This is a genomic window from Paraburkholderia tropica (assembly GCF_014171495.1).
GTDB lineage: Bacteria > Pseudomonadota > Gammaproteobacteria > Burkholderiales > Burkholderiaceae > Paraburkholderia > Paraburkholderia tropica.
On record NZ_CP049137.1, the window covers coordinates 1,045,764 to 1,067,897 of the forward strand.

Annotated in this window: 19 protein-coding genes and 1 pseudogene; 7 read left to right on the forward strand and 13 right to left on the reverse strand. The window is 65.8% G+C overall.

The features are described 5' to 3' along the window. The first annotated feature begins 451 nt into the window (after window positions 1–451). Window positions 452–1,621 carry an FUSC family protein gene (locus G5S35_RS35045; RefSeq protein WP_110327039.1) on the forward strand — a complete coding sequence of 390 codons (1,170 nt, stop codon included), beginning with the start codon at window positions 452–454 and terminating at the stop codon, window positions 1,619–1,621. Between the two features lie 153 nt (window positions 1,622–1,774). Here G5S35_RS35045 and acnB read toward each other — a convergent pair. Then, window positions 1,775–4,359: pseudogene (gene acnB, locus G5S35_RS35050) on the reverse strand (bifunctional aconitate hydratase 2/2-methylisocitrate dehydratase). A 432-nt stretch (window positions 4,360–4,791) separates the two neighbouring features. Beyond that, the gene (locus tag G5S35_RS35055) at window positions 4,792–5,175 is read right to left on the reverse strand and encodes an ATP-dependent protease (RefSeq protein WP_065064087.1); all 384 of its coding nucleotides are present in this window, start codon (window positions 5,173–5,175) and stop codon (window positions 4,792–4,794) included. A gap of 233 nt (window positions 5,176–5,408) precedes the next feature. Here G5S35_RS35055 and G5S35_RS35060 point away from each other — a divergent pair, with 233 nt between their 5' ends. Next, window positions 5,409–6,653 (forward strand): DUF1479 domain-containing protein, encoded by a 1,245-nt coding sequence (locus G5S35_RS35060; protein ID WP_065064089.1) that lies wholly within the window; start codon window positions 5,409–5,411, stop codon window positions 6,651–6,653. Window positions 6,654–6,671: 18 nt separating this feature from the next. On the opposite strand, the gene G5S35_RS35065 is transcribed toward G5S35_RS35060, so the two are convergent. Next, a complete protein-coding gene (locus G5S35_RS35065; RefSeq protein WP_074983099.1) occupies window positions 6,672–7,616 on the reverse strand; it encodes a DMT family transporter in 945 nt (314 codons plus the stop codon). A 152-nt stretch (window positions 7,617–7,768) separates the two neighbouring features. Between G5S35_RS35065 and G5S35_RS35070 the strand changes: the two genes are divergently transcribed. Then, the gene (locus G5S35_RS35070; protein ID WP_237181817.1) at window positions 7,769–8,545 is read left to right on the forward strand and encodes an AraC family transcriptional regulator; all 777 of its coding nucleotides are present in this window, start codon (window positions 7,769–7,771) and stop codon (window positions 8,543–8,545) included. Window positions 8,546–8,602: 57 nt separating this feature from the next. On the opposite strand, the gene G5S35_RS35075 is transcribed toward G5S35_RS35070, so the two are convergent. Beyond that, window positions 8,603–9,724 carry an NADH:flavin oxidoreductase gene (locus G5S35_RS35075; RefSeq protein ID WP_183040143.1) on the reverse strand — a complete coding sequence of 374 codons (1,122 nt, stop codon included), beginning with the start codon at window positions 9,722–9,724 and terminating at the stop codon, window positions 8,603–8,605. A 149-nt stretch (window positions 9,725–9,873) separates the two neighbouring features. Here G5S35_RS35075 and G5S35_RS35080 point away from each other — a divergent pair, with 149 nt between their 5' ends. Beyond that, window positions 9,874–10,275 (forward strand): winged helix-turn-helix transcriptional regulator, encoded by a 402-nt coding sequence (locus G5S35_RS35080; RefSeq protein WP_074983095.1) that lies wholly within the window; start codon window positions 9,874–9,876, stop codon window positions 10,273–10,275. 160 nt (window positions 10,276–10,435) lie between these two features. Continuing rightward, entirely contained in the window at window positions 10,436–11,167 is a 732-nt protein-coding gene (locus G5S35_RS35085; RefSeq protein WP_183040144.1) for an SDR family oxidoreductase, read from the forward strand. A gap of 17 nt (window positions 11,168–11,184) precedes the next feature. Here the strand turns inward: G5S35_RS35085 and G5S35_RS35090 are convergent, their stop codons facing one another. Continuing rightward, complete coding sequence (locus G5S35_RS35090; RefSeq protein ID WP_074983086.1) at window positions 11,185–11,805, reverse strand: TetR/AcrR family transcriptional regulator; 621 nt, start codon at window positions 11,803–11,805, stop codon at window positions 11,185–11,187. Between the two features lie 162 nt (window positions 11,806–11,967). On the opposite strand from G5S35_RS35090, the gene G5S35_RS35095 reads away from it, so the two are divergent. Continuing rightward, window positions 11,968–12,801, forward strand: a complete 834-nt coding sequence (locus G5S35_RS35095; RefSeq protein ID WP_183040145.1) for an aldo/keto reductase — start codon at window positions 11,968–11,970, stop codon at window positions 12,799–12,801. A 66-nt stretch (window positions 12,802–12,867) separates the two neighbouring features. Here the strand turns inward: G5S35_RS35095 and G5S35_RS35100 are convergent, their stop codons facing one another. The 6 genes from G5S35_RS35100 to G5S35_RS35125 all read right to left on the reverse strand — a co-directional run bounded on the left by G5S35_RS35100 (window position 12,868) and on the right by G5S35_RS35125 (window position 19,855). Beyond that, a complete protein-coding gene (locus G5S35_RS35100; protein ID WP_183040146.1) occupies window positions 12,868–13,722 on the reverse strand; it encodes a transporter substrate-binding domain-containing protein in 855 nt (284 codons plus the stop codon). Window positions 13,723–13,750: 28 nt separating this feature from the next. Next, window positions 13,751–14,134, reverse strand: coding sequence for a putative quinol monooxygenase (locus tag G5S35_RS35105; RefSeq protein WP_074983082.1), 384 nt, complete (start codon window positions 14,132–14,134; stop codon window positions 13,751–13,753). A gap of 67 nt (window positions 14,135–14,201) precedes the next feature. Further along, the gene (locus G5S35_RS35110; RefSeq protein WP_074983081.1) at window positions 14,202–15,275 is read right to left on the reverse strand and encodes an alpha/beta fold hydrolase; all 1,074 of its coding nucleotides are present in this window, start codon (window positions 15,273–15,275) and stop codon (window positions 14,202–14,204) included. A gap of 325 nt (window positions 15,276–15,600) precedes the next feature. Further along, window positions 15,601–17,088, reverse strand: a complete 1,488-nt coding sequence (locus tag G5S35_RS35115; RefSeq protein WP_183040147.1) for an efflux transporter outer membrane subunit — start codon at window positions 17,086–17,088, stop codon at window positions 15,601–15,603. After that, complete coding sequence (locus G5S35_RS35120) at window positions 17,085–18,311, reverse strand: HlyD family secretion protein (RefSeq protein ID WP_202035034.1); 1,227 nt, start codon at window positions 18,309–18,311, stop codon at window positions 17,085–17,087. The genes G5S35_RS35115 and G5S35_RS35120 overlap by 4 nt, the downstream gene beginning before the upstream one ends. Before the next feature lie 41 nt (window positions 18,312–18,352). Beyond that, complete coding sequence (locus tag G5S35_RS35125; protein WP_197520385.1) at window positions 18,353–19,855, reverse strand: MFS transporter; 1,503 nt, start codon at window positions 19,853–19,855, stop codon at window positions 18,353–18,355. Window positions 19,856–20,027: 172 nt separating this feature from the next. On the opposite strand from G5S35_RS35125, the gene G5S35_RS35130 reads away from it, so the two are divergent. Further along, entirely contained in the window at window positions 20,028–20,810 is a 783-nt protein-coding gene (locus G5S35_RS35130; protein ID WP_065064108.1) for an IclR family transcriptional regulator, read from the forward strand. Here G5S35_RS35130 and G5S35_RS35135 read toward each other — a convergent pair. Beyond that, window positions 20,802–21,293: a pyridoxamine 5'-phosphate oxidase family protein gene (locus G5S35_RS35135; RefSeq protein ID WP_065064110.1), complete on the reverse strand. Its 492-nt coding sequence runs from the start codon at window positions 21,291–21,293 to the stop codon at window positions 20,802–20,804. The two genes, G5S35_RS35130 and G5S35_RS35135, sit on opposite strands and share 9 nt — an antisense overlap. A gap of 80 nt (window positions 21,294–21,373) precedes the next feature. Continuing rightward, window positions 21,374–21,976 (reverse strand): UbiX family flavin prenyltransferase, encoded by a 603-nt coding sequence (locus G5S35_RS35140; protein ID WP_065064112.1) that lies wholly within the window; start codon window positions 21,974–21,976, stop codon window positions 21,374–21,376. Between the last annotated feature and the right edge of the window lie 158 nt (window positions 21,977–22,134).

Below are 22,134 nucleotides of genomic sequence, written 5' to 3' on the forward strand. Positions count from 1 at the left end.
ATAGCAACGCTGCGCGGTTCGCTCGATGATCTCGCGCAAGGAGGCGGGCTGCCGGGGCTGCGGCAAATGGGTTCGCGCGACTGCGGCGAAAGCATGGGCACGTTCCTCGGCGCGACCTTGCGCGCCGCCCATGCGATTCAACTCGATCCGGCGATGTAGGCGCAGGTTCGGCAGTTTCGGCAAGTACGGCACGATCTGCGCGGGCCGTCGAGCAACATCGACACGCCCGCGCTTTTTTGACCAGATATCATTCGGGAAAACCCGAGCCGCGCGCCGCACGTCGTACCCTCGACACAGGCGCTCGCGGCCCGGGGACTGTCTCGCCGTGCGCGCGCAGGACCGGAGATCCCGGTTGGGCGACGCATCCGGCGTCCCCTCATCGCCGGGCTTCACGCTCGGACGTCGGATACGGCCACAAGCCGGATGCCGACCTGCACGGATATCGTCGACCATGATCGCCGCCGCCTGTTCACGCGCCGTCAACCGCGCACTGCTCCACGACCCCGAATTCGCGCGTCTACGCGGCGCCGCACGCTCCACGCTCGCGAGCCTGCTCACTGCGAGCCTTGGCGTGCCGTGGGCGCTCCAGCACCATCAGACCGCGACGCTCGCCGTCCCCGCCGCACTGTTCGCGATGATCGCGCCGCTCTTTCTGCGCGAGTCGCGGCTATCCGGCTGGCTGGTGTCGCTGCTGATCTTGTGCGGTTGCGCGTGCGCGGCGTTCGCGGCCGCCGCCACGGTCGCCGCGCAACCGATGTGGCGCGACGCGGGCTCGCTGCTTGTGGTGTTCGTCGGCATGTTGTGCCAGTCGCTCGGCGCGCGCGCGGTGGGCGCGGCGTTGCTGACGCTGGTGGCGTTTTACCTCGGCCTGTATCTGCATCCGGTGGATGCGCGCCTCGCGGAGATGCTGACCGGCATGGCGCTGGCGACGCTCGTCGTCGCGTTCGTGGGGCGCGTGTTGATTCCGGTCGAGCGTGTGGAGGCGGCGTCGTCGCGATCGCGCGCGGCGTTCGTGCGCGGCGTGCCCGCGAGCGTCGCTGCGGCGAAGGCGCGCATTGCATTGGCGCTGCGTCTTGCCGCCGATGTGCTCGTCACGGGGCGGCCTTCGCGGCGGCCGTTGAGCGAGTTGCTCGCACATCGGCTGCACCGGCTCGCGTGGCGCCCGGCGCTGGTCGCGACCGTCGCGGCGTTGCTGGCGATGCTGGCGGGCAGCGCGTTGTCGGCGGATCGCGCGATGTGGGCCGTCATCAGCACCTTCGTGGTGTTTCTCGGCACGACCTCGCATCAGGGCACGCGCGCCCGCGTGATGAAGCGCATCGCGGGCACGCTCACGGGCGCGGCGGCGAGCGTGCTGCTCATCGGCCTCTGCGGCCACGAGCCCTGGCTGCTGGTGGCGGCGACGGCCTTATCGGTGTTCGGCTGGGCCTATTACATTCTTCACGCGTATGCGCGCGGCGTCTTCTTCATCACGATGCTGGTCGGGCTCGTCTACGGGCAACTGGGTTTCGCGATCGTGCCGCTCGCGCGCCTGCGTATCGAGGAAGTGCTGGCCGGATGCGTCATCTCGCTCGTCGTGGCGATGCTGCTGATGCCGTCGGCGAGCGCGCCCGAGCGGGCGTGACACTGCACCTGAATCCGCGCGATCCATAAAAAAATAGCGCCGCAGGCCTGGAGCCTGCGGCGCTATCGGCATGGCGCTAAAACGCAAAACTGAAGAGCCGGACGACGGCGCGAATCTGCGTTTCCGCTATCGCGCCGTAGCCGCTCGTCGCGTTTAGATCTGCACGCTGTCGGCGACTTCCTTGAAGTCTTCGATCTTGTCGAAGTTCATGTACTGATAGATCTTGTCGCCGTTGGCGGTCAGCACGCCCATGTCGGCCATGTACTCTTCCTTGGTCGGGATCTTGCCCAGACGCGAGCAGATTGCCGCCAGTTCCGCCGAGCCGAGGTACACGTTCGTGTTCTTGCCCAGACGGTTCGGGAAGTTACGCGTCGACGTCGACATGACCGTCGCGCCTTCGCGCACCTGTGCCTGGTTACCCATGCACAGCGAGCAGCCCGGCATTTCGGTCCGCGCGCCAGCCGTGCCGAACACGCCGTAGTGGCCTTCTTCGGTCAGCTGCTTCTGGTCCATCTTGGTCGGCGGCGCGACCCACAGCTTCACGGGGATGTCACGCTTGCCTTCGAGCAGCTTCGACGCGGCGCGGAAGTGACCGATGTTGGTCATGCACGAACCGATGAACACTTCGTCGATCTTCGCGCCGGCGACGTCCGACAGCGTCTTCACGTCGTCCGGGTCGTTCGGGCAGGCCACGATCGGCTCATGCACGTCGGCCAGATCGATTTCGATGACGGCGGCGTATTCCGCGTCTGCGTCCGGCTGGAGCAGTTGCGGGTCGGCCAGCCACGCTTCCATCGCCTTGATACGGCGTTCGAGGCTGCGCGGGTCTTGATAGCCTTGCGCGATCATCCACTTCAGCAGCGTGATGTTGCTGTTGAGGTACTCGATGATCGGTTCCTTGTTCAGGTGCACCGTGCAACCGGCAGCCGAACGCTCAGCCGACGCATCCGACAGTTCGAACGCTTGCTCGACCTTCAGGTCGGGCAGGCCTTCGATTTCGAGAATGCGGCCCGAGAAAATGTTCTTCTTGCCTTGCTTGGCGACCGTCAGCGTGCCTTCCTTGATGGCCCACAGCGGGATCGCGTTGACGAGGTCGCGCAGCGTGACGCCCGGCTGCATCTTGCCCTTGAAGCGGACCAGCACCGATTCCGGCATGTCCAGCGGCATCGTGCCGGTGGCGGCCGCGAAGGCGACCAGACCCGAACCTGCCGGGAAGCTGATGCCGATCGGGAAGCGCGTGTGCGAGTCGCCGCCGGTGCCGACGGTGTCGGGCAGCAGCATGCGGTTCAGCCACGAGTGGATCACGCCGTCGCCCGGACGCAGCGCGATACCGCCGCGCGTGCTGATGAAGTTCGGCAGCGTCTGGTGCGTCTTGACGTCGACGGGCTTCGGATAAGCGGCCGTGTGGCAGAACGATTGCATGACGAGGTCGGCCGAGAAGCCGAGGCACGCCAGGTCCTTCAGTTCGTCGCGGGTCATCGGGCCCGTGGTGTCCTGCGAGCCGACCGAGGTCATCTTCGGTTCGCAGTACGTGCCCGGGCGCACGCCCTGGCCTTCCGGCAGACCGCAGGCGCGGCCAACCATCTTCTGCGCGAGCGAGAAGCCCTTGCCGCTGTCGACCGGTTGTTGCGGCAGACGGAACAGCGTCGACGGCTTGAGGCCGAGCGCTTCACGCGCCTTGGCGGTCAGGCCGCGGCCGATGATCAGCGGAATGCGGCCGCCGGCGCGCACTTCGTCGAACAGCACGTCGGACTTGACCGTGAATTCGGCGATCACGGCGCCGTTCTTCAGCGCCTTGCCTTCGTACGGACGCAGTTCGACCACGTCGCCCATTTCCATCTGCGACACGTCGAGTTCGATCGGCAGTGCGCCGGCGTCTTCCATCGTGTTGTAGAAGATCGGGGCGATCTTGCCGCCGAGGCACACGCCGCCGAAGCGCTTGTTCGGGATGAAGGGGATGTCTTCGCCCGTGAACCAGAGCACCGAGTTGGTGGCCGATTTACGCGACGAACCCGTGCCGACCACGTCGCCGACGTAGGCGACCAGGTGACCCTTTTCCTTCAGCGATTCGATGAACTTGACCGGGCCGCGCTTGCCGTCTTCTTCCGGCGTGATGCCGGGACGGGCGTTCTTCAGCATGGCGAGCGCGTGCAGCGGGATGTCCGGGCGCGTGGTGGCGTCCGGCGCCGGCGACAGGTCGTCGGTGTTGGTTTCGCCCGTGACCTTGAAGACCGTGATGGTCAGGCTTTGCGGGACTTCCGGACGGCTCGTGAACCATTCGGCGTCGGCCCAGCTTTGCAGCACGGCCTTGGCGTTTGCGTTGCCCTTGTCGGCGAGTTCCTTGACGTCGTGGAACTGGTCGAACATCAGCAGGGTTTTCTTGAGCGCGTCGGCGGCGACGGTGCCCACGGCCGGGTCGGCCAGCAGTTCGATCAGCGGGGCGATGTTGTAGCCGCCGAGCATCGTGCCGAGCAGTTCGGTGGCGCGCTCGCGCGAGATCAGCGCGCAGGCGGTTTCACCCTTGGCGACGGCGGCCAGGAAGCCGGCCTTCACGCGCGCGGCTTCGTCCACGCCGGCCGGCACGCGGTTGGTGATCAGATCGACCAGCGTGGCCTCTTCGCCTGCGGGCGGATTCGTCAGCAGTTCCACCAGCTCGGCAGTTTGCTGAGCCGTGAGAGGCAGGGGGGGATGCCGAGCGCGGCGCGTGCGGCTACGTGAGCACGAAAGTTTTCAAGCATGGGGACCTGCTGTATTGCGTTTCAGGGGAAGGCGTTCCAGACACGCCGAGGCTATTCCGGGCACTACCACTACTTTGACCGCGATTCTAATCGCTGTGCCGTCTATCGTCAAATGTCTTATGTCTTATATAAGAGTTGATCGGCGGAGCGGTTGGCGATGAGGGGCCGCGCGTGGGGCGGCGGGCGGGAGCGTGCGATTTGTTCGATTTGCGATAGATCGCTGTTTTAGCAGGATTTTTCTGTTGTGCGGACGAATTCAGGTGGATTCGTCGCGCGCGCCGCAAGGCAATCCGGGCCCGATTTTAGAGCGGAATCCGGAAAGGACATTTACCGGATGGGCATGTTATTCCACCATGTGAGAAGTGGGGCGAGGCGGTCGAAATCGCGTCTGAAAGTCACGTAAGGTTTGCTGCGCGACGGCCTCCGCCATGCTCAGAGATCGCCGCGCACTTCGCCGGTGCCGAGCGCGGTCCGCTGGCGGTTGACCTCCGCCCAGAGTGCGTCGCTTTCGTCGTCGCGCAGCACGATGATCCAGTCCAGTTGCTCGCCGGTCACGCCGAAGTATTCCTGCAATTCCTTGCGCACGGTTTCGATGAATTGCGCATATTCCGGCGTCGCCTGGGCTTGCGCGTGCAGCGCGTCGTACTCGGCGTCGTCCGCGCCGCCGCCACGCTCCTCGATGTAGTCCGTGAGCCATTGGTCGCGCTCGCGGTCGTAGTCGGCCTCGGCGCGCATCGCCTGCACGGCCGTGTAGAAGTCCAGTTGGGCAAACGCGGCAATCGCCGCTGTCGTGGCCGCGTCGAATGTCGTGGTCATGGTGTATCTCGTGGTTGAATGCGCCGCTTGAACAGCATCGCAAAGACAGTATCGGCTGCGGGAAACGTGTCGAATCCCCTCGGTCCGTGATACTACCTTGCGGCGTTGCCGGAAATGAATAACGCCCCGCAATATCCGCGCCGGATCGCGCCCCGGCGTCACGCGCTTTCGCTTCGTTCGCCGCTCACGTAAGCTAGGGCCGATAAAGACGACAACACAACACGGAGACGCGCATGCCCCTGCAGATCGACGACCTCCCAGGCGCCATTCGCGCCGCAAAGAATGAACTTCGCGAGCGGCTGCCCAACTATCGCGAGGTGTTCGCCGAAGTCGAGGCGGACATGATCGCGCAGGCCGAGCGCATCGCGGCGCTGCGCGAGCGCGGCGAGCCAGTGATTCCCGAGATCCGCTTCGACGATATCGCGGCCGGCCGCGTAAGCGCGGAGCAGATCGCGAACGTGAAAACGCGCGGCGCGTGCGTGATCCGCAACGTGTTCGATCGCGCGCGCGTCGAGCAATGGGACCGCGATATCGCCGACTATGTCGAGCGCAATCGCCTCGACAAAAAGCTCGAAAACCGCGCGGAGGATCGATACTTCGGACAACTGGCTTCCAGCAAGCCGCAGATTTACGGCGTGTACTGGTCGAAGCCGCAAGTGCTGGCGCGCCAGTCCGCGGAACTCACGCAGGCGCGCGTTTTTCTGAACCGGCTCTGGCGCAGCGAAAGCGAAGGGCGCGTGCATTTCGATCCCGACCGCGTGCCGGTTTACGCGGACCGTTTGCGCCGGCGTCCGCCGGGTTCGGAATCGCTGGGCTTGTCGGCGCATTGCGATGGCGGCTCGGTCGAGCGCTGGATCGAGCCGAATTTCCGCAAGGTCTATCGCGAGGTGTTTTCCGGCAACTGGCGCGCTTACGATCCGTTCGACGCGGCCTGGCGCACGGAGGTCGAGGAAATCGCCTCGCCCGCCGTGTGCTCGATGTTCCGCACCTTCCAGGGCTGGACCGCGCTGACGCAGCAGGGGCCGGGCGACGGCACGCTGCAACTCGTGCCGATCGCCAGCGCCATGGTCTACATCCTGCTGCGCGCGCTGCAGGACGATATCGCCGACGACGACCTCTGCGGCGCCATGCCGGGCCGCGCGCTGTCGATCAAGGCGGCGTATCACGCGCCGCTGTTCCGCGCGCTTTCGTCGATCCCGCTGATGCAGCCCGGCGACACCGTGTTCTGGCACAGCGACGTGATTCACGCGGTCGAGGACGCGCATCGCGGCAGCGGTTACAGCAACGTGATGTATATCGCCTCGCTGCCCGCGTGCGCGAAAAACGACGCTTATTTACGGCGTCAACTGCCGAGTTTCATCGACGGAGACAGTCCGCCCGATTTTCCCGCCGATCATTTCGAAGTGGATTTCACCGGCCGCGCGCGTCTCGACGATCTCACGGCGATTGGGCGCGCGCAAATGGGCGTCGGGCTGTAAATCGCGCGTCGTCACGGCTCAATCGCAGGACGGTTCGCGCGGCATCGTGGCCACGCGCCGGACCGACAGCGGCGCGCGCCACGTCTGCGCGAGCAGCACGCCCGCGAGCGCCACGCCGCCACCGAGCAGGTGATACGCATGCAGCCGCTCGCCGAAACAGCCGACGGCCAGCACCGCCGTGAACACGGGCAGCAGATTCATATACATGCTGCAGCGGTTCGGGCCGAGATGCTTCACGCCCTGCATCCAGAAGAACGGCAGCACGACCGAGGCGAGCGAGCCCGCGTAAGCGATCAGCGGCAGGCTCGCGCGATTGGGCAGCGCATCGGCGAGCGGCAGGCGCAGCATCAGGATCAACATGACGAGCAGCGCCGCGATCGCCTGAAAATAGGTCGATTGCCACGACGGCAAGCCGACGTGCCAGCGCCGCAGCAGCACGCCATAGAGCGCGTAGGCGGCGCCCGCGCCGAGCATCAGCAGATCGCCGGGGTGGACGCCGCCCGCGAGCAGGGCGGGCGGATTGCCGCCGGTGATCAGCCAGACGAGACCCGCGAACGACAGCACGCCGCCCGCCGCCATGCCCGCGGTCGGCGTTTCGCCGAGCAGCGCGACCGAGAGCAGCATCGTCAGCAGCGGCACGAGGGCGGTCATGATCGCCATATTGGTGGCCGTGGTTGTTTTCGCGGCTTCGTAGGAGAGGCACTGGAACAGCGCCATCGCGAGCAGGCCGAGAAAAGCGAGCTTCGGCAATTGCGGGACGATGGCGGCGCGGTTGCGCCAGGCGGCGGCCGGCACGAAAAGGCTCATCAGCGCGACGGCGAGCACGAGACGCCAGAAGGTGATCGCGTAGGGATCGATGGTGTGCGCGGACAGGCGCGACACCATGACGTTGCCGGACCACAGTGCAATCGCGACGATCGGGAACAGCGAAGGGAGCGCGGAGCGCGAAGAGGGAGCAGGCATGCGGGCCTCGTGGTTCAGGGGGCAGCGGTGGAAGGAATCAGCGAGCCCCGAGCATGCGCGTCGTGACGGTGGTCTGTCTCGCGCTAAAATGGCACGATCTGTCGTGAAACTGCCAACTCGGTTTTCAACCGGTTTTTCACCCCCTCCCGCCGATGCCCGCTATTCCGCCGCCGGACGTCCACGTCCCGTTCGAAGACACGCCCATGCCGCTCGCGGCGCTCGCCGCCGACTATCCGCACGGCGCGTTCGTCGCCACGCATCGGCATCGGCGTGCGCAACTGCTCTATGCGATCGAGGGGGTGATGCTGATCGAGGCGCAGGCGGGCCGCTGGGTCGTGCCGCCCACGCGCGCGGTCTGGATCGACGCCGGGCTCGAGCACACGGTCCGCATGAGCGGCAACGTGCGCATGCGCACCGTGTTCGTGGAGCCGCATGCGGCGCCGGATCTGCCGTATGGCAGTTGTGTCATCGCCGTGCCGCCCTTGCTGCGCGAACTGATCCTCGGCGCCGTGGACGTGCCGTTCGACTACGCGCACGGCAGCCGCGACGATCTGCTGATGCGCCTGCTGCTGGCCGAACTCACGGTGATCCAGCGTCTGCCGCTGCATTTGCCGTGGCCCGAGGACGCGCGTCTGCGCAAGCTCTGCGATGCGATCATCGACACGCCCGACGCGCCGCACGAAATCGCGCCCTGGGCGGCGCAACTGGGCATGGCCGAGCGCACGCTGCATCGTGCATTTCAGCGCGAAACCGGCATGACGCCGGGGCGCTGGCGACAGCACGCGCGGCTCTTTCTCGCGCTGGAGCGGCTTGCGAGCGGCGAGAAGATCGTCGCGGTCGCGCTCGATCTCGGCTACACGAGTCAGAGCGCGTTTGCCGCGATGTTCAAGCGGCATTTCGGCATTGCGCCATCGGAGTTTTATCGATGAACGCTCTGCCGGACATGGCCGCGTGGCGCGTTGTTGCTGCTGTCGCTGCGCCGTCGATTAAACCAGTTCGTGCAGCGAAGCCGGTTCGAAACCGCGCAGCCCGTCGACATCGCCCGAGCGCACCTTGGCGGCCCACGACGCATCGGTGATCAGCGCGCGGCCCACGGCGATCAGATCGAACTCGTCGCGTTCCATCCGCTCGACCAGGCGGTCGAGTCCGACGCTCGTCGAGCCTTCGCCGCCGAACGCGCCCATGAAATCGCCCGAGAGACCGACCGAGCCGACGCTGATCGTGGCCGCGCCCGTCAACTTCTTGGCCCAGCCCGCGAAATTCAGGCCGTTTTCGCCATCGACTTCCGGGAATTCCGGCTCCCAGAAACGGCGCTGCGAGCAATGCAGCACGCTCGCGCCTGCCGCGACGAGCGGTTCGAGCCATTGCGCCATTTCCTGCGGCGAGGGCGCGAGGCGCGCCTTGTAATCCTGCTGCTTCCACTGGCTCAGGCGGATCACGATCGGATAGTCGGGGCCGACGGCGGCGCGCACGGCCGCGATGATTTCCGCCGCGAAACGCGCGCGTTCGCCGATGCTCGGGCCGCCGTAGCGGTCGTCGCGCCGGTTCGTGCCGGACCAGAAGAACTGGTCGATCAGATAGCCGTGCGCGCCGTGCAGTTCCACCGTGTCGAAGCCGAGGCGTTTGGCGTCGGCGGCCGCTTGCGCGAACGCGGCGATCGTATCGGCGATATCGGCGTCGCTCATCGCCACGCCGCGCTCCACGCCCGGTGCGTCGAGACCCGAGGGGCTTTCGACGGGCGCGTCCGGCGTCCAGTCGGTGAGGAAGCTTTTCACCGCGCCCGTGTGCCAGAGTTGCGGGCCCATGCGGCCGCCCGCTGCGTGCACTTCGTCGATCACGTGCTGCCAGCCCGCGAGCGCCGCCTCGCCGTGGAAGAACGGAATGCCCGGATGGTTACGCGACGCGGGGCGGTTCACGACCGTGCCTTCCGACAGGATCAGGCCGACGCCGCCTTCCGCGCGACGCCGGTAGTAGGCCGCGTTCGACGGGCCGGGAATGCCGCCCGCCGCGAACGAGCGCGTCATCGGCGCCATGACGATACGGTTCGGCAGCGTCAGCGAGCCGACCGAGAAAGGTTGAAACAGGACATCGGTTGCAAACGAAGACATCGGGTGGGGCTCCGTGGAGGTCAAGGGCATGCGCGCATGCCGGTCTGAATTGCGGCTGAATCCCGCAGCACCCCGAATGGTATATTCCGGATACCTGGCGTCAAGAACGCACTTTGTTTCGCCTAGGTATCCTCGAGGAAACCTGCCCCATGTCGCCCTTGCCGCTCAAGCCCGATTGCCGCCAACATTTTTCCGTCGACTGCCCGAGCCGTCTGCTGATCGACCAGATCGCGGACAAATGGTCGATGATGATTCTGACCGTGCTCGACGCGGGCCCGATGCGTTTCAACGCGATCAAGCGCCATCTGGAAGGCGTTACGCAGAAGGCGCTGACGCAATGTCTGCGCCGTCTGGAGCGCAATGGTCTGGTGTCGCGCCGAGTGATTCCAGTGTCGCCGGTCGCGGTCGAATACGAGATCACGCAACTGGGGCGTTCGCTGCAAGGGCCGTTCAGGGCGCTCTATGCATGGACGCTGCACAACCTCGACGCCGTCGATATCGCGCGCGCGGCATTCGACGCGCGCGCTGCCAGCGAAGCGAGCGAAAGGTAAGAGGGCGCGTCAAACACCCCTCTGATGCCCTGGCGGCTTGTTCCCCCTCCCATCCGGTTTCGGAATTCGGTGTAGTATTCAGATACTCATCGGAATCTGAAAATCTGAAGCGGCGCAGGCCTGCGAAACGCGGGAATGCGGCGTGAATCGGGAGTGAAACATGACAGCGCAACTCAAGGGCCGACGCGTGGTGATCGTCGGCGGTACGTCGGGCTTCGGTTTTGAAGTGGCCCGCATGGCGCGCGATGCCGGTGCGCAGGTCGTCATCACGGGCCGCGATGCGCAGCGGCGCGACGCGGCGCTGGCCGCGCTCGCCACGCCGCAAAACACGGTGAGCGCGCTCGCGCTCGATATCGCCGACGAAGCCGCGCTAGCGGATTTTTTCGCGCGCATCGAACCGTTCGATCATCTCGTCTCGATGGCGGGCGGCGCAATGGGCGGCGGCTTTCTCGAAGCGCCGCTCGAAACCATTCGCCAGGCCGTGGAGGAGAAGTTCTACGCCAATCTGCGGCTCGCGCGTCACGCCGCGCCGCGTCTGCGCGAGGGCGGCAGTCTCGTGTTTACGGCGGGATCGGGCGGCCGGGCGCACAACGCGTCGGGCGCGATTGTCGGTAACGACGCCATTCGCACTTTGGTCGAAGGGCTTGCCGTGGAACTGGCGCCGCGTGCTCGCGTGAATGCGGTCGCGCCCACCTGGACGCGCACGCCGCTCTGGCGCAATCTGCCCGCAAGCGACGTGGATGCGATCGAGCAGCGCTTCACGTCGCTCATTCCGCTCGGGCGCACCGCCAAAGTCGAGGAAGTGGCCGCCGCGTATCTCTTTCTCATCGGCAACGGTTTCGTGACGGGCCAGACGATTGCCATCGATGGCGGCGTCACGCTCGTTTCCTGAGCGCTTCGTGCGCGTGCTCAGCGCTTCGTGCGCTTGCTTGCAGGAGCGGGCGCGGCGCTTGCGCCAAACACGCCTTGCAGTGCCACACGCAATAAATCGCCCGAAGTGGGCTGGCTGACGAAACTCATCGCGGGCGCGTAGGTCAACTCGAACACGAGCGCGCCGACCGTTTCGGGCGAGAGCGTGGTGCCGGCCGAAGTGGAAGTCAGCGCGAGCAGCCGCTCACCGAGTGCGCGCCATTGTGCGCGCAGCACTTTTTCCTGGGCTTTGCGAAACGCGCTGGCCGGTTTGGCGTGGCGCGCGTATTCGACGATCAGCGAAGGCCAGTTGCCGGTGCGCGACTGCTTGTCGGACCAGCGCGCGAGGCGTTCGATGGCATCGTCGAGCGTGTGCGCGTCGTGCAGCGCCGCGAGGATGGTGGCGAGGCTTGTCTTGCCGTGCGCATCGAGCACGTCGAGAAACAGCGCTTCCTTGCCGTCGAAATTCGAATAGACGGCGCCTTTGCTGTAGCCGGCTTCGTCGGCAATGCGTTCGAGCGAGGTGGCGGCATAGCCGTCGCGCGCGAAGAGCATCTGCGCGACGCCGATAAGCTTCTCGCGCGTCTGCGCCTGGCTTTCTTCACGGGTCATGCGGGGCATGGGCGGATTCCTTCGCAAGTGCCCTCGGCTGGCCGGTACGCGGATACCCATCGGTATGCGAGGGTATCCGGAGACCGCGGTAGGCGGTTTGTTTTTGGCACGCGGGACGTGCGGCCCGCGCGGCTGCACGCATTTTACCAAGGACGTTTCAAGGAACTTTTCATGACAGTCAATCCGGCGCCTCTCATCAAACTGGCCAACGGCGTGGAGATGCCGCAAACCGGTCTCGGCACCTGGCCGCTCGACGACGTCGGCGCGGCGAAAGCCGTGGCGAGCGCCCTGCAGGTCGGCTATCGGCTAGTCGATACAGCGGAAAACTACGCCAACGAAGTGGGGGTGGGCGAAGGCATTCGCGCGTCGGGCATCGCGCGCGAGTCGATCTTCGTCACCAGCAAGTTCAATCGCCAGTGGCATAGCGTGAACGGCGTGCGCGAGGCCTGCGAGGCGAGCCTCAAGCGCATGGGTCTCGACTATCTGGACCTGCTGCTCGTGCATTGGCCCAATCCCGATCAGAACCGCTACGTGGAAGCGTTCGAAGGGCTCGTGCGACTGCTGGAGGCGGGCAAGGTGCGCGCGATCGGCACGTCGAACTTCAAGCCCGAGCATCTGCAGCGTCTGTTCGACGCGGGCTTCGTGCCGCACGTGAACCAGATCCAGCTCGATCCCTGGCACGCGCGCGACGATATCGTGGCGATCCATGCGGAGCGCGGCATCGTGACGGAAACCTGGAGCCCGATCGGGCGCGGCGGCGACTTGCTGGCGGAAGAAGCGATCGTGTCGATCGCGCGGCGTTACGGGCGCACGCCCGCGCAGATCGTCCTGCGCTGGCATACGCAGCGCGGCTTCGTGCCGGTGCCGAAATCGGCGGACCCGGAACGTCAGGCGCAGAATCTCGACATCTTCGATTTTCGTCTGAGCGACGAGGAGATGACGGCCGTGAGCGCACTCAAGCGCGACGAGTCGGACATGCTCGACGCCGACGTGTTCGGGCACTGAGCATGCGCCGTTAAAGAGGCAGCGCGACGGCTTCGTGCCGGTCGCGCTGCGTCGTTTTGTAGCGCGTCAGTCGCCCGGCTGCGCGACGCTCGCGCCATCCACATGATGACGCGTGAGCGCCTCGGCCACGAAACCCGATTTCGCCATCTCGCCCGCGAATTGCGCGACGCAGTTCGCGGCGTCGTCGCCTTCGTTCTTGCGCACGCCCATTGCCTGGCGGATCACCATGAAGCGTCCGTCGAGCAGATGCAGTCCGCTGCCGGACGCGGCTTCCTGCGCGAGTTGTGGCTTCACACCGGCGAGCACGTCGATGTGCTGTTTCTGAAACGCGTCGAACACGGCCGACGACGGCGAAATCCGCACGAGCGTCGCATGATGCAGCGCGCGCGAAAGATAGAGATCGTAGGCGCTGCCGCGGCTGACCGCGATGCTCACGCCGGGCTGGTCGACGTCGGTGCTGCGCGCGATCGGCGAGCCGTCGCGCACCGCGTACGCGCCTTCGATCAGCACATAAGGCGCGGTGAAATGAATGTCCTCGCCGCGTTTGGGATCGATGGCGAAGAAGCCCACGTTGGCGCGTCCGCTCACGACATTGTCGAGCGAGGCGGCCGCGCTCGTCGCCGTGACGAGTTGCACGCGTGCGCCCAGACGCCGCGCGAGTTCGCCCGCCAGATCGACGGAGACGCCGACCGGCTCATGCGTGTTCGCATCGAGCGCGGCCAGCACCGGATTGCCGATGTTGATCGAAGCACGCAAGGTGCCGTCCGGCGCGAGGCTGCGGGCCGCGTTCGTGCAGGCGTTGGCGTCGGCGTTGGCGTTGGCGTTGACGTTTGCATCGTCCGTTGCCGCGACGGCGCTCACGCTGGCGAAGCAGAAAAGACCGGCGATCAGCGACGCGCCAGCGGCTTTGAATGCGTTCATCGGTTTATCTCAGTGGGCAAGGCGTCATTTACGGCATGACATGATGCAGACGCTCGTCGAACGGACCGCCGAGTATCGGTTGCAGCGTCTCGCGCAGCGTGCGCACATAAGGACGCGAAACGAACGCATCATAAGCCGCTTTCGATTTCAGCACTTCCACGAGCGTGAAATGATTTTCCGCGCCGGTTTGCTGAAGGATGTCGATGCTTGCGACGGCCGGGTCCTGTTTGGCCTGCGCTTCGAAGGCGCGCAGCGCAGGCAGGGCGTCGGGCACTTTCGGCGGTTCGATATCGACGTGAACGACCGCATAAACCGGATCGGCGGCGAGCGTTTCGGACTGCGCCGCGCTTGCGGCATTCGAGAACAGGGCAACAGCGGCGAAAGAAGCCGCGGCAAGTACAGTGAATTTCATTGCGGTAATCAAGTGCATGTCAGGCAGGCACGGCAACGCGCCGCGCCGCGCCTGCCTTTCATCGATATCAGTTTGCGGCGTTCGCTTCGGCGAGGCCGCGCAACAGGGCGGCGTGGAAGCGGTCGGGCACCTGCATTTGCGGAGCGTGACCGGCGTCGGGAAATTCCACGAGCTGAACATGCGGAATGACGCTGGCCGCATGATGCGCGAGCGCGGGGTAATTGCCGAGCGTCGGCCGGATGGCCGCCGGAGCGTATTCCTTGCCGATGGCCGTGGTGTCCTTATCGCCGATCATCAACAGCGTGGGCGGCTGGAGATGCGAGAGTTCGTAATAAACCGGCTGCGTGAGAATCATGTCGTAAAGCAGCGCAGAATTCCACGCCACGCTCGCGCGCTGCGGGCCGCGATACATGCCGGCAAGCATCTGCACCGAAGGCTCGTAGGCGTCTTTCCATTGCCCCGCGAAATAGGTGTTTTTCTCGTAGTTGCGAATGCGCGCGGCCGACGTATGCAACTCGCGTTCGTACCATTGATCGACGGAAACCGGCGGCACGCCTTTCGCGCGCCAGTCTTCGAGACCGATCGGATCGACGAGCACGAGTTGCTGCGTTTGCTCGGGCCACGTGAGCGCATAGCGGATCGCGAGCATGCCGCCCGTCGAATGGCCAATCATGATCGGATGGTCGACGCCCAGCGATTCCAGCAGCGCGTGCGTATTGAGCGCGAGTTGCTGGAAGGTGAATTGATAGTTGTCCGGCTTGCTCGATTTACAGAAACCAATCTGGTCGATGGCAATCACGCGATAGCCCGCTTCACTGAGCACCTTGATGGTGGGCGCCCAGGTGGCCGAGCAATAGTTCTTGCCGTGCAGCAGGACGGCGGTGCGGCCATTCGCTTTGGCGGCGTCGGGCGGCACGTCCATATACGCCATGTTGAGCGTCTGCCGTTGCGACGTGAACGTGAAGGTCTTGACCGGATACGGATAGTCGAAGCCTTGAAGTTCAGGGCCGTAGACGGGGCCGTCCTGCGTTTCGGCCGCGCCGGATGCCGCAGCGCTGTCCTGAGCCAATGCGCAATGGCTGGCGGAGAAGGCGAGTGCCGCTGCTATCGCCAGCGGCATGAATTGACGAAGCACTTTCATTCTTGTTGATCGACGTGACGAAGAGAGAGAAAGAGAGCGTGCGACGGGCGCGAATACTTCGCGCGTATCGATAGCAGCCTGATATTGTCGGCCACGCGTGTGAATTCGGGAATGTGTCCCGACATTGAAAGATTCTTCAGCTATTTTTGAAAATAATGCTTTCAATGTATTACGTGTAAGCTGAATCGAATAAAAAGCATAGCGATAAAAAAGCCCCGGCGAATTCCGGTCGCCGGGGCTGCAAACGAGGCTGGCGCCTCGGCTATCACACCTGGGTGTGTGAAGTCTTTCGTGTCGGTTAAAACGCTTTAAGCGTCAATGGAAATCAGCCCGCCGCCGACCACCCGCCGCCCAGCGCCTTGTACAGCGCCACGAGTTGTTCGCGCAGCGCCATGTCGGCCTGGGCGAGCGTGTCTTCGCCGCCGAGCAGCGCGTCCTGCGCGGTATCCACCTGCAGATAGCTCGAACTGCCTTGCTGATAACGCTGCGTGGCCGCCGTGAGCGCGGTGCGTTCCTGATCGACGGCCTGCGCGAGTTCGCTGCGGCGGCGCTGCGTATTGCCATACGCGGTCATCGCGTTATCGACGTCGCGCCACGCTTGCAGCACGGTCTTCTGATACGCGATCGCGGCCTCGCGTTGTTGCGCGCGGCGCAGCTTGAGCGTGCCGCGCAGACGCCCGCCTTCGAAGATCGGAATATCGATGCTCGGCCCGATCGAGAACGCGCGGCTCGCGAGACTGAACAGATTGCCGAATTGCAGCCCTTCGGTGCCGACGCTGCCGGTCAGACTCACGTCGGGATAAAACGACGCCACGGCCACGCCCGTTTCGGCGGTCGCCTGATGCAGCCGCGCCTCGGCTTCGCGAATGTCCGGACGGCGGCGCAGCAGCGCAGAAGGCAAGCCCGCCGGCACTTGCGGCGGCAGCAGCGGCAGCGCGGCGACGGGCGCGAGTTCGTCCTGCAGCGCGCGCGGCGGTTGCGCGAGCAACAGGCCGATAGCGTTGATGCTCTGCTGTTCCGTGGTTTGCAGATCCGGCACGCGCGCGGCGATCGCGTCGCGCGTGGCCTTCGCGCGCGCCACGTCGAGCGTATTGCCGATGCCGTTTTCGTACTGGTTTTCGACCAGTTCGAGCGCGTGCGTGGCGCTGTCGAGATTGCGGCGCGCGATGGCTTCGCGTTGTTGCGCGCCGCGCAGCGTCATGTAGTCGGCGGCGAGTTCGGCGAGCGCGTCGAGCGCCACGCCCCGGCGCGCTTCTTCGGCGGCGACGGTGCCCGCGTCGGCGGCTTCCACGGCGCGGCGCACGCGGCCGAACAGGTCGAGTTCCCACGACGCCGAGAGGCCCGCGCCCCAGTCGTCGTATTCGAGCGGCGCGCCGGGCGGATGCGTGACGAGCGTCGAGGTGCCCGTCGAGCTGATGCGATCGTGCGCCTGCGACACCGACGCGCCCACGCTCGGCATGCCCGCCGACGCCGTCACGCGCCGCGCCGCCTGCGCCTCGATCACGCGTTCGCTCGCGCTTGCGAGGTCGAGGTTCTGCTTGACGAGGCGTTGCACGAGGCTGTCGAGTTCGGGGTCCTGGAAGCGCGTCCACCAGGTTTCGTCGATGGCGCCCGTGGTCACGTCGCTGGTGCCGTCGCCGGGCGTGAGGTGCCAGACCGAGGGCGGCGGCGTGTCCGGTTTGGGCGGCTCGAAGCGCGGGCCGACCGTGCAGCCGCTAACGAGCGCGCCCAGCAGGGCGATGGCGCCGATCACGCCGGTCTTGAGCGCAAGCGGCCGCGCGCGAGGTTTGAGCTTGTCGAGGGCCATGCTCATGCTCCCGCTCCGTCCGCGTCGCTGGTGGCTTGTGCGGCTTGCGCGGCGCTAGTGTTGCCGGCGGCGCTGGCATCGCTTGCATGATAGGTATCGCGCAGCTTGCCCACGACATCGGCGTTATCGGTCAGCACGGTGGTTTCGACCGACATGCCCAGGCGCAGCAGATCCGCCTTCGGCTGGTCCGGCGCGAACACGATCTTCACCGGCAGACGCTGCACGATCTTCGTGAAGTTGCCCGTGGCGTTGTCCGGCGCGATGGGCGCGAACACGGCGCCCGTCGAAGGCGGCACGCTGTCGACCACGCCGTTCAGATCGATATCGTAGGCATCCACATGCACACGCACGTGTTGGCCCGGCTGCATATGCTTGAGCGCGACCTCGCGATACTGCGCTTCCACATACATGCCCTTCACGGGCACGAGCGCCATCAGCGCCGCGCCCGGGCTCACGTAATTGCCGGGCTCGACGGCGCGCTCGCCCACCACGCCGTCCATCGGCGCGACGATGCGCGTGTAGCTCAGATTCAGTTGCGCTTGCGCGAGCGCGGCTTCGTCGGCGTGCACGGTGGCGATCGCCGCTTCGTGCTGCGCCTTGAGCAGATCGAGCTGATGCTGCGCCGCGCTCACGGCCGCGCGCGCCTGCGCCAGTTGCGCGCTCTGTTCGCGCAAGGTGGTGTCGGCGGCTTCGGTGTCCTGCTTCGAGCCCGAGCCGAACGCGGCGAGGTTGCGATAACGCGTGGCGTTCGATTGCGCGAGCGCGAGGCGCGCCTCGATCTGCTGGACCTGGGCGCTGTTTTGCGCGATCACGTCGGGCTGGCGCGCGACCGATGCCGAGGCGTCGTCGACCTGCGCGCGGTCGCGATCGAGCTGCGATTGCGCGCGCTCGACGGCGGTGCGGTAGTCGCGGTCGTCGAGCGTCGCGAGCAACTCGCCCGCGTGCACGCTCTGGTTGTCCTGCACGCTTACGCTCGCGATCTGTCCGGCGACGCGCGGCGCGATCGTCGTGTAGTGCGCGGTGATGCGCGCGTCGTCGGTCCAGACGTTGGCGCTCGGCGCGTAGATCTTCCAGCCGGCGACACCGGCAAACAGCGCCACGATGGCGATGCCGATGACGAGCGGCACGCGGCTCTTTTTCGGCGGAGTTTCCTTGTGCATTTCTTTGTGCAACGTTTGAGGCGCGGACGGCTTGGCCGCTGCGGCGGCGGGTTGGGTCATATCGTTCATGGGTAAATCGGTAGCGTTAGACGTGTGGGTTCGACGCGTCGTTATTTCTTCAGGAGTGCGATGCGCGGCGGATGCGTGCGTTCGGGCAGCACCAGCAGCACGACGAAAATGAGCGTGGCGACGCCCGCGAGCAGCAGATAGTCGTCGCTGACGACCATCACGGCGCGCTGCACGTCGATGGCGTGCGCGAAGCCCGCGAGGCTGTCCGCGCCGCGTTGCGCGCCATCGGCGAGCAGCGGCGGCAGATGTTGCGGATCGAGTCCGCCGTTCGCCTGCACGGTCGAAAAGCGATGCGTGCCCGCGCTTTCAAGCAGACGCGTGGCGTGCAACTGGCCGCGAAAACGCGCCATCAGCGTGAGCAGGCACGCGCCGATCACTTCGCTCAAACCGCGCGGCATGTTCACGAGCGACGAGGCGAACGGACCTTCCTGCGGCACCAGCGCGTTGGTCGCCATCATCAGCAGCGAGAGCACCACGCAGGCCTGACCAAAACCGGAAACCGCCTGCCACAGATAGAACTGCTCGCGGCTCCAGGTCGAATCGAGCTGGCTCGAACCGATGCACGCAGTAATCAGGCACAGCAGGCCGAGGCCGTTGATCCAGCGTGCGTCGATCCATTCGATATCGAGCAGATGCACGACGAGCGGCAGAAAGATCAGTTGCAGCGCGGCCACTTCGGCCATCACGGTCCAGATCTGCATGGGCCGGAAGCCCTGTACATCGGCGAGATACTCGGACGGCACCGTCGAACTCGACATCGCCACGATCACGAAGCAGAACAGCGTGAACACGCCATACGCGAAGTTGCGGCGCTTGAGCAGTTGCGGGCGGAACAGCGGAATGGTCTGCCGGCATTCGTTGATGACCAGCAGCGGCAGCGCGATCGCGCTGATGAGCGCCAGCGTGCAGATGAACTTCGACTGGAACCAGTCGAGGCGGCTGCCGTGCTGGAGCATCGTCGTCAGCGCGCCGAGTCCGACGATCACGAGCAGGGTGCCGGGCCAGTCGTACTGGCGCAGGCGCTCGTAATGCGGCGGATCCTGCGGCATGCCGTACCAGACGCACAGCGCGGCGATCGTGCAGAGCGGGATCGCTTCGAAGAACACGAACTGCCAGCCGACCACGTCGGTCCACAGCGCGGACACGGCGGCGCTCAGGTTCGGGAAGAAGGTCGCGGTGAGCGCGTAGCACGCAAGCCCCCAGAGGCGGATGTTCGGCGTGAGGTACTTGAGCGCCGTCGTCATCAGCAAAGGGATCGTCAGGCCGTGCGCGAAGCCTTCGACGGCGCGCAGCGCGTAGAAGCAGGCTTCGTTGGGCGCGAGCGGCAGCAGCGCGGTCGCCACGCAGTTCAGCGCGATCGCGAACAGCACCATGCGCTTGAGCGTGACCGCCGCCGACCAGCACGGCGACAGCGCCATGCCGATCACCATGCCCGAGAGATAGAGGCTTTCGATCCAGATGCCGGGGTCGTGGCCGATGCCGAGCGCGCCGCGCACGTCGATCATCGCCGCCGAACCCACCTGATCGTTGAATTCGGCGGACATTGCTGCCACGATGACGCCGCCGAGCCCAATTAAGGGTTTTTTGTCCAAAATCATTTCCTTCTAACAACACGCTTGGGCGCTGCCATGCCTTGCGTCGATAATGCGAGTAACCGCAATGCGGTGCAATGTATCACAATATGGTTATTCGGTGCGATGACACCTCAGTGAGAACATGGTCAAGAAAAACGAAGTGACAGGAGCGGCCCAGGAGGAGCGCGACGACGCGCGTTCGGGCATTCAGGTGATCCGGCGCGCCGTGGGCGTGCTGCGCGTGCTGGCCGAGCAGGGGCGCAACGGCCTGAGCCTCGGCGCGATCGCCACGCGGGTGGAGTTGCCGCGCTCGACGGTGCAGCGCATCGTCGGCGCGCTGGAGGACGAGGGCATGGTCGCGCCCGCGCCGGCGGGCGGCGGCTTCTGCCTCGGCCCGACAATGAGCGTGCTGGCGCGCGGGCTCGACGCCGATCCGGTCGAGGCGTTCCGCAGCGAGATGAACCGCCTGCTCGCCGAACTCGACGAATCGGTGGTGCTGACCACGCTCGCCAACGGCCGCGTGCTGGTGCTCGAAGCGTTCAGTTCGCCGCGGCCGCTGCGCGTGGTGCTGCCCAAGGTGCTCGAAGTCGACATGTTCACGAGCGCGCCGGGCAAGGCCATGCTCGCGATCCTCGCGGACGGCCCGCGCGAGGCGCAGATCGCCGCCGCGCCGAACGCCGTCGATCGCGCCGTGCTGGATGAGGAACTGGCGCAGGCGCGCCGCGACGGCTACGCGATCGAAGAAGACGTGCCGTTCGAGGGCATTTCCGCGCTCGCCATCGCGCTCGAAATGGGCGGCAAGCCGTACTCGATCACCGTCACGCTGCCGACCGGGCGTTTCGCGGCGGAGCGCGACGCCATCGCCGAGGCGCTGCTCGAAAGCGCGCGCTCGCTGGCGCGGCGCATTTCGGGCGCGTCAGCGTGAGTGCGGGCCTGAGGGTTGGGCTGATGAGTTGAAGGCTGCGCCAGCGTCGCCCGCATGGCGTTCCCACGTCGTCTTGCTGCCGAACGTCGTGCGGTTGTCGGTGAGCTTGAGCCGCAGCAGATGAATGCGCCAGAGCGGCGCCGCCATGCCCTGCGCAAACGGAAAACGCGCGTGATAGAGCGCGAGACCCGCGCGGCGCTCGGCTTCATCCTCGATCACGCGCGCGAGGCCGTAGAACTGCACGCCGACGATCTCGTTCACCGCCGCGGGCTGGCCCGCGACCGTGCCCGCGACATGGCAATTGGCGAGCAGCATGCGCGCGTGCTGGGTGTCCAGATGGCCGAGCAGGGCGAAGCTCGCGGTGTCTTCGTCGAAGGCGAAAAAGGCGTTGGCGGCCCACGGCACGTCCTGGCTGCACACGGACAGCGACAGCACGTGATGCGCGCGCAGGACATCGACGATGGCGGACGGCAAGGCGTTCATGCGTGCGGGCTCCGGCGGGATCGAGGGCAAATCGGGCAAATCAGGCAAATCGTGCGAGGTCGGCGTTGGCGCGGCGTGGCTTACCACGCGAGTTCCTGTTCGGCGTCGAGCGCCGCGACGGTTTCGCCCCAGCGCGGCTGCGCCTTCGATTCGAAGCCGAGCAGACCGACTGCGCGCGCGGCGCTGTGCGTGATGATCGCGTCCACCGTCTGTGGGCCGGCATAGAGCGCGGGCACGGGCGGAAACACGATCGCGCCGTATTCCGTCACCGCCGCCATGTTGCGGATCTGGCCCAGATGCAGCGGTGTTTCGCGCACCATCAGCACGAGACGGCGGCGCTCCTTGAGCGTGACGTCGGCGGCGCGCGTGACGAGGTTTTCGGTCACGCCGTTCGCGATGCAGGCCAGCGTGTTCATCGAGCAGGGCGCGACGATCATGCCGGCCGTGCGGAACGAACCGCTCGAAATCGCCGCGCCGACCGCGCCGGTCGGATAGAACACGTCGGCCATGTCGATCACGTCCTGGCGCGAGAGCGTGGTTTCGTGTTCGCGCGTGAGACCGGCGGCCTTCGACATGACGAGGTGCGATTCCGCGCCCAGTTCGCGCAGAATCTCCAGCACCTTGACGCCATACATGAATCCGGTGGCGCCGCTGATTCCGACTACGACTCGTGGCTTTTGCATGATGTGACTCTCCAGTGTGCGTGTTGAGGAGCGGAGCGGGTCCCGCTGCGTGGCGGCTGGACGGCTTCCGTCGATAAGTGAAGTATGCGAGTTCTCAATCAGAAGATCGATACACTCGAACGCGCGAATTTAATAAGTTAGAACGTATGGATCGGGTG